Source organism: Caulobacter segnis (assembly GCF_023935105.1).
Lineage (GTDB): Bacteria > Pseudomonadota > Alphaproteobacteria > Caulobacterales > Caulobacteraceae > Caulobacter > Caulobacter segnis_B.
On sequence record NZ_CP096040.1, the window covers coordinates 3810212 to 3829275 of the forward strand.

The 19064-nt window shown below is 68.9% G+C and carries 12 protein-coding genes; 4 read left to right on the top strand and 8 right to left on the bottom strand.

The window, feature by feature from the left end:
• Positions 1-3 precede the first annotated feature (3 nt).
• Together MZV50_RS17865 and MZV50_RS17870 are read right to left on the bottom strand one after the other, a co-directional pair.
• On the bottom strand, positions 4-1308 hold the full coding sequence (locus tag MZV50_RS17865) for an MFS transporter (RefSeq protein WP_252630644.1): 1305 nt from the start codon (positions 1306-1308) through the stop codon (positions 4-6).
• 62 nt (positions 1309-1370) lie between these two features.
• Positions 1371-3785 carry a TonB-dependent siderophore receptor gene (locus MZV50_RS17870; protein ID WP_252630645.1) on the bottom strand — a complete coding sequence of 805 codons (2415 nt, stop codon included), beginning with the start codon at positions 3783-3785 and terminating at the stop codon, positions 1371-1373.
• A gap of 331 nt (positions 3786-4116) precedes the next feature.
• Between MZV50_RS17870 and MZV50_RS17875 the strand changes: the two genes are divergently transcribed.
• Both MZV50_RS17875 and MZV50_RS17880 read left to right on the top strand, forming a co-directional pair.
• Complete coding sequence (locus MZV50_RS17875) at positions 4117-6936, top strand: MFS transporter (RefSeq protein ID WP_354668904.1); 2820 nt, start codon at positions 4117-4119, stop codon at positions 6934-6936.
• Complete coding sequence (locus MZV50_RS17880; protein ID WP_252630646.1) at positions 6936-8312, top strand: efflux transporter outer membrane subunit; 1377 nt, start codon at positions 6936-6938, stop codon at positions 8310-8312. The genes MZV50_RS17875 and MZV50_RS17880 overlap by 1 nt, the downstream gene beginning before the upstream one ends.
• Before the next feature lie 82 nt (positions 8313-8394).
• Here the strand turns inward: MZV50_RS17880 and MZV50_RS17885 are convergent, their stop codons facing one another.
• The 3 genes from MZV50_RS17885 to MZV50_RS17895 all read right to left on the bottom strand — a co-directional run bounded on the left by MZV50_RS17885 (position 8395) and on the right by MZV50_RS17895 (position 12783).
• Positions 8395-10665, bottom strand: a complete 2271-nt coding sequence (locus MZV50_RS17885) for a nitric-oxide reductase large subunit (protein WP_252630647.1) — start codon at positions 10663-10665, stop codon at positions 8395-8397.
• Between the two features lie 103 nt (positions 10666-10768).
• Positions 10769-12130 (bottom strand): oxygen-independent coproporphyrinogen III oxidase, encoded by a 1362-nt coding sequence (hemN, locus tag MZV50_RS17890; protein ID WP_252630648.1) that lies wholly within the window; start codon positions 12128-12130, stop codon positions 10769-10771.
• Positions 12127-12783: a helix-turn-helix domain-containing protein gene (locus tag MZV50_RS17895; protein WP_252630649.1), complete on the bottom strand. Its 657-nt coding sequence runs from the start codon at positions 12781-12783 to the stop codon at positions 12127-12129. Before MZV50_RS17895 ends, hemN begins: the two co-directional genes overlap by 4 nt.
• 204 nt (positions 12784-12987) lie before the next feature.
• On the opposite strand from MZV50_RS17895, the gene MZV50_RS17900 reads away from it, so the two are divergent.
• Positions 12988-13641 (top strand): Crp/Fnr family transcriptional regulator, encoded by a 654-nt coding sequence (locus MZV50_RS17900; RefSeq protein ID WP_252630650.1) that lies wholly within the window; start codon positions 12988-12990, stop codon positions 13639-13641.
• A gap of 76 nt (positions 13642-13717) precedes the next feature.
• Here MZV50_RS17900 and MZV50_RS17905 read toward each other — a convergent pair whose 3' ends face one another.
• Complete coding sequence (locus tag MZV50_RS17905; protein ID WP_252630651.1) at positions 13718-14164, bottom strand: pseudoazurin; 447 nt, start codon at positions 14162-14164, stop codon at positions 13718-13720.
• A gap of 202 nt (positions 14165-14366) precedes the next feature.
• On the opposite strand from MZV50_RS17905, the gene MZV50_RS17910 reads away from it, so the two are divergent.
• Positions 14367-16610: an adenosylcobalamin-dependent ribonucleoside-diphosphate reductase gene (locus MZV50_RS17910; protein ID WP_252630652.1), complete on the top strand. Its 2244-nt coding sequence runs from the start codon at positions 14367-14369 to the stop codon at positions 16608-16610.
• Between the two features lie 77 nt (positions 16611-16687).
• On the opposite strand, the gene MZV50_RS17915 is transcribed toward MZV50_RS17910, so the two are convergent.
• Positions 16688-17884, bottom strand: a complete 1197-nt coding sequence (locus tag MZV50_RS17915) for a hypothetical protein (RefSeq protein ID WP_252630653.1) — start codon at positions 17882-17884, stop codon at positions 16688-16690.
• Between the two features lie 71 nt (positions 17885-17955).
• Entirely contained in the window at positions 17956-18987 is a 1032-nt protein-coding gene (nirK, locus tag MZV50_RS17920; protein WP_252630654.1) for a copper-containing nitrite reductase, read from the bottom strand.
• Between the last annotated feature and the right edge of the window lie 77 nt (positions 18988-19064).

The following is a 19064-nucleotide window of genomic DNA, read 5'->3' on the forward strand; positions in this document are numbered from 1 at the left end:
TCCTCACGCGGCGTCGCGCAGCAGGACGGGGGTGGGCGCCGGGACCGGCGCGAGCGTGCTTTCCTCGACCGTCTTGCGCGGCGGACGCATGAACAGAGCGGCCACGAAGATGACCCCGATCACGGCGGCGAAGACCTGGAAGGTCGGCGCGAAGCCGCCCAGGCGATCGCGCATGACGCCGCCGATCACCGGCCCCAGGGCCGAGACGGCGCCGGCCAGACAGACCATCGAGAAGAGCTCGAGATTGTTCTTCCGGCCGTAGTAGTTGAGCAGCAGGATGCTGACGGCCAGGACGGTCATGCCGAAGCCGACGCCCACGCCGAGAGCGAAGATCACCATCATCGGCCAGGTCGTGGCGTGGGCCAGGACCAGCAAGCCGGCGGCCATCATGCCCTGGGCTCCGGCGAGCAGCCAGCGCGGATCGACGCGGTCGCCGAGCAGGCCGCCGCTCATCCGGGCGATGACCTGCATCAGCGATTCCAGGCTCAGCGCCGCGACGGCGACGGTCGAGATTACCCCCATCTCGCTAAAGTGGCTTGGGGCCAGGCTGACGGCGGTGACCCCGCCCAGCAGGTGGGCGAAATAGGCCGCGACGATGACGTAGAACTGCGGGGTGCGGAGGGCTTCCTTGACCGTCCAGTCGACCTGGGTGCGATAGACGCGGGCGTTGGCCGACTGGGCGGCGGCCTCCTCGGCCACGGCCTTGTCGGTCTCGATCGCCGCGCTCTCCAGCCAGGCCTTGCCGCCGACCAGGGCCGCAGCCAGGGCGCCGACCACCGCCGAGGCGATGGCCTGCCAGGCCCAGTACGGCCGCCAGGCGCCGCCGGCGACCTCCATGCCGACCAGGGCCATCCAGGGGCCCGCGACGCCGCCCAGCGAGCCGATCGTGAAATAGATTCCGAACGGCAGGGCGCGCTTCTTGAACAGCATCGACAGCAGGTGCGTGCCGGGGATCAGCGCCATCATCTGGTAGCCGACGCCCAGCAGGGCCGTGCCGAACAGATAGATCGGCAAGCCGCGCGCCATCGCCAGGCAGACGAAGCCGGCGATCATCACGGCCGAACCGACGATGATCGTCGCCCGCACGCCGATCTTGCGGATCAGCACGGCCGGCAACCACGACGAGCCGCCACAGAAGGCGCCCAGCAGGGTGAAGCCCAGGAAGGCCGAAGCGAAGCTCCACTGCTGGTCCTTGATCATGGCCGGCAGCACCACGCCCAGCGACGAGAACGTCGAGGCGGTGATCAGGAACAGCAAAAGGGAAAGAGCGCCCAGGAGGGTCCAGGAACGCCATTGGATCGTCGACATCGCCATCGAGCCTCCATGCAAGCTCGCGGCGCGTACCTCGGGGGGGCGCGCCGCGCGGGGAACTAGAACTTACGGGCCAGGGTCACGCGCCACTCGCGCCCCTTGCTGGGCAACGCGCCGAGGTTGGCGTAGCTGTCCGCGTCGGGGGTGAAGTAGAGCTTGTCGAACAGGTTATCGACATTGAGCGAGGCCGTGTACGGACCGTATTCGTAATAGACGCTGCCGCTGGCCACCCAATAGGCGGGATAGGTCACGGCGTTCTGGACGGTGCCCGAGGTCTTGGTCACGTGCGTCACGCCGAACGTGCCGCCGACCTTGCCCCAGTCGTGATCGTCGCTGGTGTAGGCGCCATAGAGGCTGACCACCGACTTCGGGATCAGGGTGTAGTCATAGTCGCCCGCGCGGCCCGGCAGGCTGTTGAACGCCCAGACCACATAGGTGCCGCCATAGGCCTGCGCGCCCGGCACGCCGGCGGTGTAGGCCGGAATGTACTGGAACGAGGTGTCCGGCCCCTTCACGGTCGTGTGCTGGGTGTTGCCCGAGAAGGTAAAGCTGAGGTTCTCGCTGGCCAGCCAGCGCACTTCCACCTCCACGCCCTTGGCGCGGGTGCCGGTCGGCGTGCCGGTAATGCCGGTCAGTTGGGTGCGGTTCTGGCGATAGCCCGCCAGCGAGCCGACCAGCGTGCCGCGCAACCACTGAAACTTGAAGCCGGCCTCGGCCAGGTCGCTGTTGGACAGCCACGCGTCGCTGGCGTCGGCCACCAAGCCCGGCGCGATGTCGCCTGCCTGGCTCATCTCCAGGGCCGAGGCCTTGGCGTAGGTGATGTAGGGCATGACGCCGGCCGGAGCCTTGTAGGTGGCGCTGGCGCTGTAGGTGAACTTGCCCTTGCTGGCCTTCTGCTTGCCGGCGATCTGATAGCTGAGGAAGCCGGTGTCCTGCGAGGTGACGTCGTAGTCGTCGTAGCGGCCGCCCAGCATCAGGTTGAGGCGCTCGCCCACCTTGATGTCGGTCATCGCGAAGACGCCGCCTTGCGTCCAGTCGCTCTTGTTGTCGTTCTCCCACTGCAGACCCTGCACGCCGGCGCCGGTCTCGGTCGAGAACGGGCTGTCGATGATGTCGGTCGGCGTCGGGCCGAAGCTGATGTCGCGACGATCCAGCGCGATCATGCCGCTGTTGTAGCTCTCGCGGCGACGGCCCTCGAAGCTGCGGTAGGACGCGCCGATGAACGACTTGGAGCTGATGATCCCCGTATCGTAGGCGAAGTTGTAGGTGAGGCGCGCCTCCCACACCGAGCTGTCGAACCAGGCCGGATAGCCGTACGAGACGAAGCGCTTGTTCTCCTGGTCGTCGTAGAACAGCTGCAGCTTGAGGGTGCTGTCGGGCGTCAGTTCCTTGGCCAGGTCGTAGTAGAGGGTGTTGGTGCGGGTCTTCGAGAAGTCGGCGCCGCTGATGTAGACCGTGCGCGGATCCAGCTTGGTCGTGCCGACCCCAACATCCAGGGTGTGGAGCGCGTTGCTGTCCGGATAGCCGTAGTAGGCCAGATAGGTGGCGCTGCCGTACGGATAGAACCCGACCTCGTTCGGCGTCAGGCGACCATTGCCGTCGGCGTCCTTCAGCGTGGTGTCGCGGCCGGTGATGTAGGTCCGGTTGTCGATCAGGGCCTGGGTCAGACGGTTCCAGCCGGGCGTCTGAACGTCGCCGTCCGAGTGGTAGTACATGCCGCCGAACGCGGTGGTCCAACCGTTGCCCAGGTCGAAGTCCGACGAGGCTTCCAGCGTTTGGCGACGTGGATAGATGCCCTTGTAGTAGCTGTGGCTGTCCTCGACCTCGCCATACAGATAGATGCCGCCGGTGACCGAACCGAAGTTGGCGGGCAGGCCGACCTGGGCCGTGGCGTTCTTCTTGTTGTACGAGCCGTAGGTCACGGTGACCTCGCCGGTCGGCTCGGTCAGGTAGCCGCCCTCGTTCTTTCCCGATTTCGGGATGAAGTTGAGCATGCCGCCCACCTTGCCCGAGCCATAGATCGGGGTGGGCGGACCGCGCACGATCTGGATCTGGTCGGCCGCGCCGATCGGGGTCGAATAGGTCCCCCGGTTCTCGATGCGCTTGAAGCCGCGGAAGTAGTTCTCGGCCAGGGTGCCGCGGATGTTCAGCGCGCCGGGCACGCCGTAGAAACTGGCCGTATAGGTGCCGGGCGAGACGGCGGTCAGACCGTCGATTGTCTCGATGCCATAGCGCTGCAACGTCACGTCGCTGACGAAGCTGGCCGAGCGCGGCGTCTCCAGCAGCGGCTTGTCGATGCCGAAGACGGTGTTGTTGGGCTGCTTCTCCAGCAGGCCGGCCTTGTCACGCGCCTTGACCACGACCTCGTCGACGGTGTCGGACGGCGCGGTGGTTTCGTCAGCGAATGCGGCCTGCGTGTGCGCCAGCAGGACTAGGGCGGAACAGCCCGCCATCAATAGCCGGTAATTCGACATGCGGTCCTCATGCGAGGCCGTCGCGCCCACCGCCTGCGGCGGTTATCCCCAAGGTCGACGCCTCGCACCAATCATCGGTCGGTCCGGCCCGGCGGCGAGGCGCCACACCTGACATTTCACTCAAAATGTCCCTGCCGCATGCATGTTGAGCCAATGGCGACCGCGAAAGCGGCGCGCTGATCACGAAACTTGCTTCAACGCGAACCAGAGACGGCCCAAACGCGTCCACGACCAAAGGCTGCGCGCGTCGGATTTGCCCCGCCAGGATGCGTCCACAGTCTTGTGCGAAACCCGCACACCCAAGGTTTGACCCGCGTCGCCGACCGCCCCAATGTCCGGCGGCATGCCCCAGCACGGCGAACAGATCGGACCGATACCGGACTGGCTTCCGCACGAGCGCCCGCTCCTGCCGGGATCGCCGTCGACACCGTATTTTCCGACCCGCTTCCGCGTCGTCCACGGCCTGATCAGCCTGCTGATCGGCATCACCAGTTCGCTGGGCGCGGCCCTGGTCCAGGTCAACCTGCCGGCCATCCAGGGATCGCTGGGCCTGACGCCCACCCAGGGCGCGTGGCTGACCACCATCTATGTGATGACCAACATCTCGATGAACCTGCTGCTGGTGAAGTATCGCCAGCAGTTCGGCATCCGCCGGTTCGCCCTGGTGTTCCTGTCGCTCTACACCGTGGCCGCCTTCGCCCACCTGGCGCTGGACAACTTCCCCATGGCCCTGGCCTTGCGGGCGATCAGCGGGGTCGGCGCGGCGGCGCTGACCGCCCTGGCCATGTTCTACATGCTGCAGGCTTTTCCAGCCTCGTTCCGGATGGGCGCCCTGGTGCTGGGCGTCGGCGTCTCGCAGCTGGGCGCGCCCCTGGCCCGGGTCATCTCGACCGGCTTGCTCGACGCAGCCTACTGGCATGGGCTCTACGCGCTGGAAGCCTGCCTGGCCGCCGTCAGCCTAGCGGCCGTCGCTCTGTTTCGCCTTCCTCAGGGCGTGCGCATCCACGTCTTCGAGGGCACGGACGCCGTGACCTTCGCCCTGCTGGGCGGCGGGCTTGGCCTGTTGGTCGCGGTGCTGGGCCTGGGCCGCATCGTCTGGTGGTTCGAGGCGCCCTGGTTGGGCTGGTGCCTGGCCGCCGCCGTCATTCTTCTGGCGGCCGGAGCGCTGGTGGAGCACCGTCGCGCCCATCCGCTGATCGACACGCGCTGGGTGGCCACGGGCGCCTTCCTGCGCTTCTGCCTGAATGTCGCGCTGGTGCGGATCATCCTGTCAGAACAGAGCGTCGGCGCCGCCGGCCTGATGTCGGCCCTGGGCCTGGCGCAGGAGCAGCAGCGGTTGCTCTACGCCATCGTGCTGGCCGCCACCGCCGCGGGCATCGTGATCAGCGCCATGACCCTGAACCAGAAGACCTTGGCCCCGCAGTTCCTGTTATCGGTTCTGCTGATCGCCGTCGGCTCGTTCCTCGACGCTCGCGCCACGCCCCAGATCGGCCCGGCCAATCTGTTCATCAGCCAAGCGCTGCTGGCCTTCGCCGCGGCGATGTTCCTGGGGCCGTCCTTCATGTTCGGCATCGGCCAGTTGCTGACCCGAGGCCTGGGTTCGATCATCACCTTCTCGGTGATGTTCGGCGTCGCCCAAAACCTGGGCGGCCTGTTTGGCGCGGCCATGCTGGGCACGTTCCAGACGGTGCGAGCCCAATCCCACGCCGTGGGTCTGGCCGAGCATCTGACCGGCGCCGATCCCACCGTCGCGGCCACGCTGCAGGGCTATGCCGGGGTCTACGCCTCGACCCAGGCCGACCCGGCCTTCCGCGCCGCCGACGCCAGCGCCCTTCTGACCCAGCAGCTGACCCAGCAGGCCAATGTGCTGGCCTTCAACGACGTCTTCCTGGTCGTGGGGGTCGTCGCCCTGTTGCAGTTCTTCTACGCCGGCTTCCTGTTCTTCCTCCTGGCCCGACGCATGAAGGCGGCCGCCGCGCCGCGCGCGACGACGCCGCCCCCTTCCCGCTCGAGAGACCGCATGACCGACGCGCCCTCGCCGCCGCCCTCGTCCCAACCCGCGTCCCAGCCGGAAGACCGCGCCGCCGCAGCCGCGCCGCCGCCCGCCCGGCCCGAGCCGCCGTCCGCGCGCGCCATCATCCTGACGATCGGGGGCGCGCTCGTCCTGGTGCTGCTGATCCTCTACTTCTGGAAGCTGCCGCCCTTCGCCGGCTCGGTGCAGCGGACGGACAACGCCTACGTCCGGGGCCAGGTGACGGTGATCGCGCCCCAGCTGAGCGGCTATGTCGTCAAGGTCATGGCCAGGGACTTCCAGACGGTCCGCGCCGGCCAGCCGCTGTTCGAGATCGACCAGCGGATCTACGCCCAGCGGCTGGACCAGGCCCGCGCCACCCTGGCCGCACGCGAGGCGGATCTGGCCAACTCCACTCAGGCCCGCGCCTCGCGAGAGGCCGCCCTGCTCAGCCGCCAGGCCGACATCGGCTCGGCCCAGGCCCAGGTCGAGCGGGCCCGCGCCGACATGGCCCGCGTCGCTGACCTGGCCACCGACGGCTCGGTGTCGCTACGCGAACGCGACCAGGCCCGCGCCGCCCTGCGCGCGGCCGAGGCGACCCTGACCTCGGCCCGGGCCGGCCAGGAGATCGCCCGCCAGGACGTCCGCTCGGTCGGTGTCTCGCGCCAAGGCCTGGAAGCCGCCGTCGCAGCGGCCAAGGCCGCCCTGCGCCTGGCCGAGATCGACATGACCAACACCCTCGTCGCCGCGCCGACCGACGGGCAGTTGGGCCAGGTGGGCGTGCGCCTGGGCCAATACGTCACCGCCGGCAGCCAGTTGGTCACCGTGGTACCGCCCCAGCGCTGGGTGATCGCCAATTTCAAGGAACGCCAGTCCGGTCGCATGCGGCCGGGACAGCGGGCGGTGATCACGGTCGACGCCCTGGGCGACCAGAAGTTCAACGGCCGGGTCGAGCAGGTCTCGCCGGCGACGGGTTCGGAGTTCAGCATTCTTCCGCCGCAGAACGCGACCGGCAACTTCACCAAGATCGCCCAGCGCCTGCCGGTGCGCATCGTGCTCGACGCCGACCAGCCCGACCTCGCCCGCCTGCGTCCAGGCATGTCGGTCGAGGCCGAGGTCGACGCGAAGGGCCGCCGCTGATGCGCCGCGCCCTGCTCGCCGTGGCGGGTCTCGGCGTCCTGGCTGGCTGCACGACGCCGGGCCCCAGGACCACGCCGCCCCCCGAGGCCATCGTGACGCCGCCCGCCGCCTGGCGCGCGCCAGCCGAGCCAAAGGACGTCGCCCTGGCCGCCGACTGGTGGAAGGCGTTCGGCGACCCGCGCCTCTCCGACCTGGTCGCCACCGCCCTGATCCGCAACGCCGACCTCGGCGTGGCCGAGGCGCGGGTGCGCGAGGCCGAGGCCCAGAGCCGCCAAGCCCGCGCCGCGCTGCTGCCGTCGCTGAACCTGACGGCTGGCGCGCAGAAGACCCGCGACCTCAACGCCTTCGGCGTTCCCACCATCACCACCGCCGCCGAGCCCGAGCTGCAGTTCGCCTACGAGGTCGATCTGTGGGGGCGCATCCGGCAAGCCGACGCCGCGGCCCGCGCCAGCCTGCAGGCGAGCGGCTACGCCCGCGACGCCGCGCGCCTGTCGGTGGCCGCCGCCGTCGCGCGATCCTATGTCGCCCTGGCCTCGTTGGACGCCCAATTGGCCACCGCCCACGCCACCCTGGGCTCGCGCCAGGAAGCCGTCGTCCGCGCGCGCCGTCGCGCCCGCGAGGGCGTGACCTCCGACCTGGAGCTGCGCCAGGCCGAGGGCGAACAGGAGGCCGCCGCCCAGCGCGTTCCGGCCCTGGAGCTGGCCATCCGCCGCCAGGAAAACGCCCTGACCCTGCTGGTCGGCGACGCCCCCGGCGCGGTGACGCGCGGCCCGCTGGACGCCCTGGCCATCCCGCAGCCGGCCGCCCCCTTGCCCTCGTCCCTGCTGGCGCGCCGCCCTGACATCGCCCAAGCCGAAGCCACCCTGGCCGCCGCCGACGCCAGTCTGGCGTCCGCCCGCGCCGCCTTCCTGCCCCAGGTGCGCCTGTCGGCCGCCGGTGGCGGACTGTTCGTCGAGCATCTGGATCCAGTCACGGTCTGGAGCCTTGGGACCAGCGTCCTGGCTCCGATCTTCGACGGCGGTCGCCTGCGCGCCCAGTCGGACGCGGCCGCCGCCCGCCGCGACCAGGCCGCCTTTGGCTATCGCAGGACCGCGCTGACCGCTTTCGGAGAGGTCGAGAACGCCTTGGAGGGGACCGGCCGCCTGGCCGAGCAGGAAGAGGCCGCCGTCCGCCAGCGCGCCGCCGCCGCCTCGGCCCTCGACCACGCCCGCAAGCGCTATCAGGCTGGCTACGTGGCCTATCTGGAGGAGCTGGACGCCCAGCGCGGCCTGCTGGCCACCGAGCTGGCGCTGTCTCAGGTCCGCGAAGCCCGACTACAGAACGCCATCGCGCTCTACCAGGCGCTGGGCGGCGGCTGGGCCACGGCTACGCCATAAAAAGCGGCCGGACGCGCTTGCTGCGTCCGGCCGAGCAAACCAGGCGCGCGATGGTCGCGCGCCTGGCCCGGGGGTCTTGGATCTACTCGGCCGCGACCGGGGTCGTGGCCTTCTTCGGGGCCGGGCGGCGAACGCCCAGCACCAGCTTGGCGGCGAACACCGCCAGGGTCAGCGCGCCGCCGGCGAAGACGACGTCGCCGGGCACCCGCATCCAGACCAGGGTCTGGACCAGCGGCGAGTGGATCACCGCCGGCGAGCGGGCGAACCACAGGCCGTGCTCGATGCTGGCGATCGCCTGGATGACGCCGACAGGCAGCAGCGACAGGAAGATCATCATCGCCAGGCCGCCGTTCAGCAGCCAGAACGTCGCGGCCAGCAGGCGGTCGTCCCAGGCCTCCCGACGCGCCAGGCCGCGGAAGCAGAACAGCAGCAGGCCGATCCCCAGCATGCCGTAGACCCCGAAGAGCGCGGCGTGGCCGTGGGTGGCCGTCGTGTTCAGGCCCTGGATGAAGTACAGGCTGACCGGCGGGTTGATCATGAAGCCGAAGACCCCCGCGCCCAGCAGGTTCCAGAACGAAACCGCGACGAAGAACAGGATCGGCCAGCGATAGGTCGCGACCCAGGGCACGGCCTTGGTGTGGCTGAAGGTCTCGAAGGCCTCGGCGCCGATCAGGGCCAACGGCACGACCTCGAGGGCCGAGAACACCGAACCGATGGCGATGACCGAAACCGGCGTGCCGGCGAAATACCAGTGGTGGGCCGTGCCCAGCACGCCGCCGAACAGGAACACGATGGTCCCGAACAGCACCGCGCCGTTGGCCGACTTGGCGCGGACCAGGCCCAGCTTGACCATCAGCAGGCTGATGACGGCCGTGGCGAACACCTCGAAGAAGCCTTCGACCCACAGGTGGACCACCCACCAGCGCCAGTACTCGACCATGCTGATGTGGGTGTGCTTACCCCACATGAAGCCCGCGCCGTAGAACAGGCCGATGGCGATCGTCGACAGGAACAGGATCCACAGAACCGGCTTGCTTTCCGACGGGGCCTTCAGGGCGGGCCACAGGGCGCGGCCAACCAGGACCAGCCACTTCATCAGGCCGACGAACAGCAGGATCTGCCAGAAGCGGCCCAGGTCGACATATTCCCAGCCCTGGTGGCCGAACCACCAGTTGGTGTTCAGGTCGAAGACCTGTTGGACGCCCAGCCACTCGCCGGCCATCGAACCCAGCACGACGACGACCAGGGCGACCCACAGCAGGTCCACGCCCAGCTTCTGCCCCTTGGGCTCGTGACCCGAGATCATCGGCGCGACATAGAGACCGGTGGCCAGCCAGGCCGTGGCGATCCAGAAGACGGCCAGCTGGGTGTGCCAGGTGCGCGTCACCGCGTACGGCAGGATGTCCGAGATAGGAACGCCGAAGAAGGCGTGACCCTCGACCGAATAGTGGGCGGTGACGGCGCCCAGGCCGACCTGCAGCAGGAAAAGGCCGATCACGGTCAGGAAGTACTTGCCCGTGGCCTTCATCGACGGCGTGGGCTTCAGGGCCGCCAGCGGATCCTGGGCCGGCGCGACCAGATGGTCCTCGCTCTTGGTCCGGGCGTGCCAGAAGGCCAGAGCGCCGACGGCGGCGATCAGCAGAATGACGCTGGCCACCGACCAGACGATCGTGGCGGTGGTCGGCCGGTTGCCGATCAGTTCCTCGTGCGGCCAGTTGGCGGTGTAGGTGATGTCCGAGCCGGGACGGTCGGTGCTGGCCGCCCAGCCGGTCCACCAGTAGAAGGCGGCGATGGCCGTGCGGCGGGCCGGATCCTTCACCGCGCCATTGGCGATGGCGTACTGCTCGCGCAGCTTCTCCAACGCCGGGTCCGAACCCAGCAGGGTCTCGTAGTGCGTCCGCACCTGGCGCATGGCCTGGGCGCGGTCGGCGCTGACCGTGATCGCGCCGCTCTTGGGATCGTAGGTGTTGGTCCGCACCTCGCGCTTTAGGCGTTCACGCAGGGCGGCCTGACGCTCGGGCGCCAGGGTGTCGTAAGGCGCCTTGAAGTCGCGCTGGGCCCACAGGTCCAGCAGCGCCACCGACTCGCGGTGGACCTGGTCGGCCGACCAGTCGGGCGCGACATAGCCGCCATGCCCCCAGATCGAACCGACCTGCTGGCCGCCCATCGATTGCCAGGCCAGTTGCCCGGTCTCGATATCGGCCTTGGTGATCAGGACCTGCCCGCTCGCATCGACCACGCGGGTCGGGATGGGCGGCGCCTGCCGGTGGATTTCACGTCCCATCAGCCCCAGGACGGTGAACGACACCGCCATGACCAGGGCGAGGACGAACCATAGTCTTCGCGTGTTCATCTCGCTTCCCCTCGCCGGTCGGGACTCTCCCATTCGGCGGTTTCGGGGATCACGATGCGCGCCGGCGCGCCCGGCGACGTTGTCGGGGCGCAACCTTCGCCGGTCAGACGGCCTTGGCGTGGCGCGTCGCGGCCTGCGGCAGGCGCGCGTCGAAGGCGGCCGCGACCACGCGCATCAGGCGGCGCGCGGGCTCGGGGATCGACACCACCGCGCCGTTCCGCTCGCACAGGCCGGCCAGTTGCAAGGCGTCTGTCGCCGCGAGGCTTTCCGCCAAATGGTTCTCGGCGAAGCCGTGGTCGCGGCAGATCGCCGCGACATCGACGCGCATGTCGCACATCAGGCGTTCGATCACGGCGGCGCGGACGCGGTCCTCGTCGTCGACGGCCAGGGCGCGGTTCAGCGGCAGCTCGCCACGGGCGACGGCGGCCGACCACTGGTCGGTCGGGACGTGGTTGCCCACGAAGCCCTCGCGGAACTGGCCGATCGACGAGGGTCCGATCGGGACCAGCACCGGGGCCGGATCGTCGGTATAGCCCTGGAAGTTCCGGCGCAGGCGTCCCTCGGCCAGCGCGCGGCTGATGGCGTCCTCCGGCAGGGCGTAGTGGTCGAGGCCGATACGAACATAGCCCGCCTCGACGAGAGCCGCGTCGGCCGCCTCGGCCTGAGCCCAGCGCCCGTCCAGATCGGCCAGGTCGGCCTCGCGGATCATCGTCTGGTGCTTCTTCATCCACGGCACATGGGCGTAGCCGAACACAGCCACCCGGTCGGGACGCAGTTGCACCGCCAGGCGCGCGGATTCGTAGACGTTCTCGGGGTTCTGGCCCGGCAGACCGTACATCAGGTCGAAGTTCAGCCCGGCCACGCCGACCTTGCGCAGGCGCTCGGTCGCGCGGGCCACATGGTCGTAGGGCTGGATACGATTGACCAGGGCCTGGACCGTCGGGTCGAAGGTCTGGACGCCCAGGCTGACCCGGTTGACGCCGACGTCGCCGGCCGCGTCGACGAAGGCCTCCGACAGCATGCCGGGATCCAGCTCGGCGGCGATCTCCGCGCCCGGACGCGGGCGGAAGGCCGCCTTCAGCTGAGTGACCAGGGCGGCGAAGTCCTCGGGGCTCAGCGCATTGGGGCTGCCGCCGCCGAAGTGCAGGTGCGCCAGGCCGTCGTGCTCGCCCAGCCGCGCGGCGACCAGGTCGACCTCGCGCGTCAGGGTCTCGAAGAAGGTCCCGACCCGCTCGTAGGTATGGGCGATCGAGGTGTGGCAACCGCAATACCAGCACAGCCGCCGGCAGAACGGCACGTGCACATAGACCGACAGCTTGTCCGCGGGGTTCGTGCCGGCGATCCAGGCGTGGGCCTCCGACGCCTGCTGGGCGTCGAAGGCCAGGGCCGTCGGATAGCTGGTGTAGCGCGGCAGATTACGTTCGGCATGGACACGTTGGGCGGGGGTCAGGGCCGAGGAAGTCATGCGCAAAGTCCTAGAAGCTGGTCCTGCCGGCGCAGGCGCACGCGACGCGAGGTGCGGGCGTCGATCAGGCCTTGGTCCTGAAGCTGGGACAGGGTCCGGGAAACGGTGTGGATGGTCAGGCCCAGATAGTCGGCGATGTCCTGGCGAGTCATCGGCAGGTCCAGCTCGTCGTCGGCGTCGAAGCGGCGAGCGAAGTCGACCAGGAAGGCCGCGACACGCTCGACCGCGCCCAGGCGGGCCAGCATCGAGGCATGGTTCTGGCTGCGCTGCATCCCGCCCGTGGCGATCGACAGCAACCGTTGCCCCAGGAGCGGATCTTCGGTCGTCAGGCGGCGCAGGGCCTTCAGCGGAATGGCGTGCAGGATGACGTCGGTCATGCCCTCGGCCGAGCAGCAGTATTCGTCGACCGCCTCCAGGCCCAGCAGGTCGCCGGGGGCGTGGAAGTCGCAGACGTGGCGGCGGCCGTCGCCCAGCAGGCGGTAGGTCCGCACGGTGCCCGACATCACTTGATAGACGGTGTCGACCGGCTCGCCCTCGGCGAAGATCTCTTCGCCCGGCGCCCGGCGGATGGTCACGCCGATGGGAACCAGCGTCGGCCCCAGCAACGTGGGCGGCGCAACAGGACAAGGCAGAGTGGCGAAAGCGAGGTTCATGATCGGCGCGGGCTCCCCGGGCTGGCGTCGACCATGGCTTAGCAACAGGTTCGGGCGCTCCGACATTCGGGAGTTCGCCCTAGGTAGAATACCGGGATTCAGCTGGACCGCCCACGCGCCTAGTCCTGATGGCCTGATTCCATCGAAGGCTCGCCCATGGCCACGACCGCCACGATAGACCCTCAAATTCTCCGCGGCGGGGACATGTTCCGCAGCCTCGACGCCCAAGCGCTCTCGGCCATTCTGGCCGCCGGAACCGTGCGCGGCCTGCCCGCGGGGCGGGTGATCTTCGCCCAGGGCGACGACGGTCTGACCTGTCATTCCCTGCTGGAAGGCCGGGTGAAAATCGTCCAGGCCCGTCCCGACGGCAACCAGTCGGTGATCCGTTTCATCGGCCCCGGCGAGATGTACGGCACGGTCGCCGCGCTGATGGGCAAGCCCTTCCCCGCCGACGCCGTCGCGGTGGTCGACAGTGTCGAGGTCTACTGGACCGTGGCGACCATGCGCCAACTGATGGCGCGCTATCCCGAGGTGGCGATGGGTTCGGCGGCCTCGGCCGGCGCCCGCCTGTTCGAGATGCAGGATCGGGTCGGCGAAATGGCCGGCGAGAAGGTCGAGCAGCGGATCGCGCGCACCCTGATGCGCCTGGTCCAGCAAGCCGGCCGCAAGACCCCGGACGGCATCGAGATCGACTTCCCGATCACCCGCCAGGAACTGGCGGAGATGGCGGGCTCGACCCTGCACACGGTCAGCCGCACCCTGGCGGCCTGGGACGACCGCGGGATCACCGGCAGCGCGCGCCGCCGGATCATCGTTCGCAAGCTGGATGCTCTGGTCGATCTGGCCGAACCCGCCTGACATCAAACTGAACTTCAAAAAGCCAAAAGCGCCGTCGTCCTCAGGACGACGGCGCTGGCGTTTCTGGACCTTCCGACTACTTCAGGGTGGCGAAGTCGGCCGTCAGGCGCTTCTTGGCGAGCGGCGGCGCCTTGGCGATGGCCGCCTCGGCGTCGGCGGCGTTCGGCTTGCCGTCGCCGACCTTGGCCACAAAGGTCATGCCCATGGTCCAGTGGGGCATGCACTTGAAGCCGTAGACGCCGGTCTTGGCGAACTTGACCACGACTTCCTTGCCCATCACGCCCTTCACCTCGGCGACGCCGGCCGGCCACATATCCTTGATGGTCTCGACGTTGTGGCCCGGATCGGTCGGGATGAAACGGACCGTGTCACCGGCCTTCAGCTTCGCCGTCGCCGGCTCGAAGACCATCATGCCCTGCGAGCCAGAATTCAGCATCTTGACCTGCAGTTCCGCCGCGCCAGCCGCGCCGGCGACGGCCAGCGCGCCCACGACGACACCGGCCAGTAGAACGGATTTAAACATCTTGGATCACCTTCATTTGCGGACGGAAGAACCCGCTCGCTTGCCCGTATCGATAGGCCGGCCAGGGTTGGCCGACGTTGCGCCAGCGCAAGCGGTCGCGAGATTCACGAGGGCCAGGCGGTCTTGGATCCTTGTCCTTCGACAATCTCGACCGCGGTCGAATCCGTCAGCCTCTCCTGCCCTTTGGTGACGGAGCAGGATCATGGCCTTCGACATTCCCCTCGCAGCGGAGATATGGGCCGCGAAATACCAGTTCACCCCAGGCGACGGCGGCGGCGACGCCGGTGTCGAGGACAGCTGGCGACGGGTCTCGGAGGCCATTGCCCTGGCCGAACCGGAAGAAACCCGCGAGCGCTGGCGCGAACGCTTCCTGGAGGCGTTGACCGACTTCCAGTTCCTGCCCGCCGGCCGAATCTTCGCCGGCGCCGGCACCGCCCGAGCCGTGACGCTGTTCAACTGCTTCGTCATGGGCGCGTTGCCCGACGACCTGCCGGGCATCTTCGAACACCTGCGCGAGGCGGCCATCACCCTGCAGCAGGGCGGCGGCGTGGGCATGGACTTCTCGACCATCCGTCCGTCCGGCGCGCCCGTGCGCGGCGTCGGCGCCGACGCCTCGGGCCCGCTCAGCTTCATGGACGTCTGGGACTCGATGTGCCGCACCATCCTGTCGGCCGGCCAGCGGCGCGGGGCGATGATGGGGTGCCTGCGCATCGACCACCCCGACATCGAGGCCTTCATCGACGCCAAGCGCGATCCGGTCCGCCTGCGGAACTTCAACCTGTCGGTGCTGGTCACCGACGCCTTCTTCGAAGCCCTGGCCGCCGACGCCGAATGGCCGCTGGTGTTCGGCGGCGAGGTGTTCCGGACCGTCCGCGCGGCCGATCTGTGGAACCGGCTGATGACGGCGACCTACGCCTATGCCGAACCGGGCGTGATCTTCGTCGACCGGGTCAACGCCCGCAACAACTTGGCCGCCTGCGAGACCATCAGCGCCTCCAACCCCTGTGGCGAGCAGATGCTGCCGCCCTATGGCGCGTGCCTGCTGGGCTCGATCAACCTGGCTCGCCTGGTGGCCACGCCCTTCGCGCCGGACGCGACCCTGGACGAGGAGCGGCTGGCCGAACTGACCCGTATCGCCATCCGCTTCCTCGACAACGTCATCGACGTCTCGCGCTTCCCGCTGGAGGCCCAGGCGAACGAGGCGCGCGCCAAGCGGCGGCTGGGCCTGGGCGTCACCGGCCTAGCCGACGCCCTGATCTTCTGCGGCCAACGCTATGGCTCCGAAAAGGCGGCCGAGACCACCAAGCGCTGGCTGGGAATCATCAAGCGCGAGGCCTATCGCGCCTCGGCGCTGCTGGCCGCCGAGAAGGGCCCCTACCCGGCCTATGACCCGGACGTGCTGGACCGCCCGAACCTGCTGGACCTCGACGAGGCGACCCGCGCCCTGATCGCCGAACACGGCCTGCGCAATGGCTGCCTGACCTCGATCGCCCCGACCGGCACCACGTCGCTGGTCGCCGGCAACGTCTCGTCGGGCATCGAGCCGGTCTTCGCCTACGCCTATAACCGCAAGGTCCGTCAGCCCGACGGCTCGACGCGCCAGGAGGCGGTCGAGGACTACGCCCTGACCGTCTGGAAGCGCCTGCACGGCGACGCCGAACCGCCCGAGGACGTCTTCGTCTCGGCACAGACCCTGTCGCCGGGCGAGCACCTGATCATGCAGGCCGCCGCCCAGTCGATGATCGACAGCTCGATCTCCAAGACCGTCAATTGCCCGGCCGACATTCCCTTCGACGCCTTCTGCGACGTCTATCTCGAAGGCTGGCGCACGGGCTGCAAGGGGCTGACGACCTATCGCCCCAACGCGGTGACGGGTTCGGTCCTATCGGTCGACGCGCCGCCGTCGCCCGCCGATGAGCCTGCCCCCGACCTGCCGCTGGCCGCGCGCGACGAGGCCCTGGCGGGCGTCACCTACAAGATCAAGTGGCCCCACAGCGCCCACGCGGTCTACGTGACCGTCAACGACGCCGAGATCGACGGCCAGCGCCGACCGTTCGAGATCTTCGTCAACTCCAAGAACATGGAGCATTACGCCTGGACCCTGGCCCTGACCCGGATGATCTCGGCGGTATTCCGGCGCGGCGGCGACGTCGGCTTCGTGGCCGATGAGCTGAAGGCGGTGTTCGATCCGCAGGGCGGCGCCTGGCTGTCCGGACGCTACGTGCCATCCCTGCCGGCGGCGATCGGCGGCGTGGTCGAGCGGCACTTGCGTCACGAGTTCGTCGCCGCGACACCTCGGGTCGCCGAGGCGGTCGAACCGGACAATCATCCTCATCACGCCGACGTCCCTCGCCCGGCCGTCTGCCCGCGCTGCGCCAGCACCGGCCTGATCCGCAAGGAAGGCTGCGACACCTGCACCGACTGCGGCTATTCCAAGTGCGGCTAATCCACCGCGTTACGGGATGACCGCACGAAAAAGGGCCCGCCTAGGTGGGCCCTTCCCTTTCGCGCCTCTCGGCTGGATCAGAGCTTGAAGTCGAGGCTGGCCCAGGCCCGCGTGGCGTCGGGATAGGTCTTGGACTGGGTCTCGAACCGAGCCACGCCCAACTCAAAGGTCCAGCCCTTGGCCAGCGGCGTCGACACCGTAGCGTCGATCTCGCGGCCCAGGTTCTGGCCGCCGACCGTGGTGTTAAAGTCGTGGGCTTCGCCGCCCAGCTTCAGCGGCTGCTTGGTCCCCACCGTCGTCGCGCCGCGCAGGAAGACGTCCCGCACGCCCTTGGCCGGCGTCGCGCCGATCACGTCCGAAAGGCCCTGGAAGGGATGCAGAGTGGCCAGCGGGGTCTGGAAGGCATGCACGCCGTCGCCTTCCAGTCGCTCCAGGTTCAGCGAAACGGCGGACTTTGCCGTCTTCAGCCCGGTCGAGACCAGGTCGTAGTCCACCGAATAGCGCTGTGGATTGTTGCCCCAATCCTTCTGGTTGGCATGCTCCAGCTCCCAGGTTCCGCTCAGGCCCGGGCGTAGCCCCCTCGCCCCGGCCAGGCGAACGCCGAAGGTCTTGGATGATTGGGTCGCGGCGTTGTCGAAGTCCAACAGGAAGGCGTAGGCGCTGGCCTTGCCGATCGCCCCCAGGTCGCTTTCGGCCTGGATCAGGTGCGCGTCGCCGCGCCAGACGCCCTGCGGCGACTTGTGGCCCAGCGACCGCCGGACCCGATCGACATAGGCGTAGGTCACCGTCACGGCCTTGGTCGGCTTGGCGGTCAGCTTGATCGCGTCGAAGGTCTGTTCGTTCTGGCGCCAGCCGCCGTTGCCGACGAAGCGGGCGTTGCCGAGGATGATCCGCTGGCGGCCCACGTCGAGGCCCAGCTTGGGGTTCGGGCGCCACTCGATCACCGCGCGGTTCAGCTCGACGCCTTCGGGATCCTGGATCACCGCCTTGCCCGGGCGGGCATGGACGCCGTCGGCATAGGCGTCCTCGAGCGCGCCGACGGCCTCCATCTCGATGAGGCCGGCCAGGGTCTTGGCGATCGGCTGTCGCCAGCCCAGGCGGATCCGGGTGGTGATCGCCTCGGCGTCCGCCCCGTCGGGATCGTAGAGTTCGTAGCGCGTTCGCGCCTCGAGCAGGAGCTGACCAGAATTGGTGGGGGCGTCGGCGGCGATCGCGGGCGCGCCGAAGGCGAGCGCGCTCGCGCCCGCGAGCGCCAGCAGGACATGCTGTCTCATGGGATAAACCTGACTAACTGTCGGAAAGAAAAGGGGCGGCGATCGCTCGCCGCCCCGGTAGGCGTGTCCGCTTAGTGACCGCCACCCTTGTGCGGGTTCGGCGGCGCGGTGAACACGTCGGGGTTGGCCGGGCCTTCGACAGTCAGGATGCCGGCGCCGCCGCGTTCCAGGCGGCTCAGCGCGTGGTCGACCATGATGTAGTTGCCCGGGACCTCGAGCTTGAAGTCGACGATGGTGGCGCCGCCAGGCGCGACCGTGACGGTCTGCACGTCCTTGATGGTCGGGCTGGTGACCGAACCGTAGGGATAGACGTGGTCGAAGATCTCGCCGATCACGTGGAAGCTCGAGGTCTTGTTGGGACCGCCGACCCCGAAGAAGATCCGCACGGTCTCGCCGACCTTGGCGTGCAGGGCCTTCTCGCCCGTCAGCGCTTTGAAGCCGCCGTTGAAGACGTAGTACTCGGGCTGTTCGTTGAGCAGCTTCTCGATGCTCTCGTTCAGCAGGCCCTTCGAGCCGATGGCCTCGTCGGTGTAGATCTCGCCCTGCACCACATAGAACTCGTGATCGACCTTGGGCAGGCCTTCCTCGGGCTCGACCAGGATGGCGCCGTACATGCCGTTGGCGATGTGCTGGGCGACCATCGGGGTGGCGCAGTGGTAGATGTAGAGGCCGGGTTGCAGGGCCTTGAAGGTGAAGGTCTTCGTCTCGCCGGGGTCGGCCATGGTGGCGACCGCGCCGCCGCCGGGACCGGTCACGGCGTGGAAATCGACATTGTGCATGTGTTCGCTGTCGGCGGCGTTCTTTAGCGTGACCTCGACCGTGTCACCGACCCGGACGCGGACCATCGGGCCGGGCACCTTGCCGTTGAAGGTCCAGAACTTGTAGCTCGCCCCGTCGGCCAGCTTGCCGACGATTTCCTGGGTGACGAGGTCGACCTTGACGGTCGCGGGCGCGCGGCGGGCGATCGGGCCCGGCAGGTCGGTGGCGGGCCGGACGATGTCGGCGACGGCGGGGGCCGGAGCGTCGGGCGTCGCGGCGACGGCGCCAGCAACCCCGGTCAGGGCGAGGGTCGCGGCGGTGGCGAAGAGAGCGAGGGCTTTCATTTTCCTATCCTCGGGCGCCCGAGCGGCGCCGATGGCCTGATGGGTAGACCTCCACTCGTCGCGTTCTTTGTGCATGC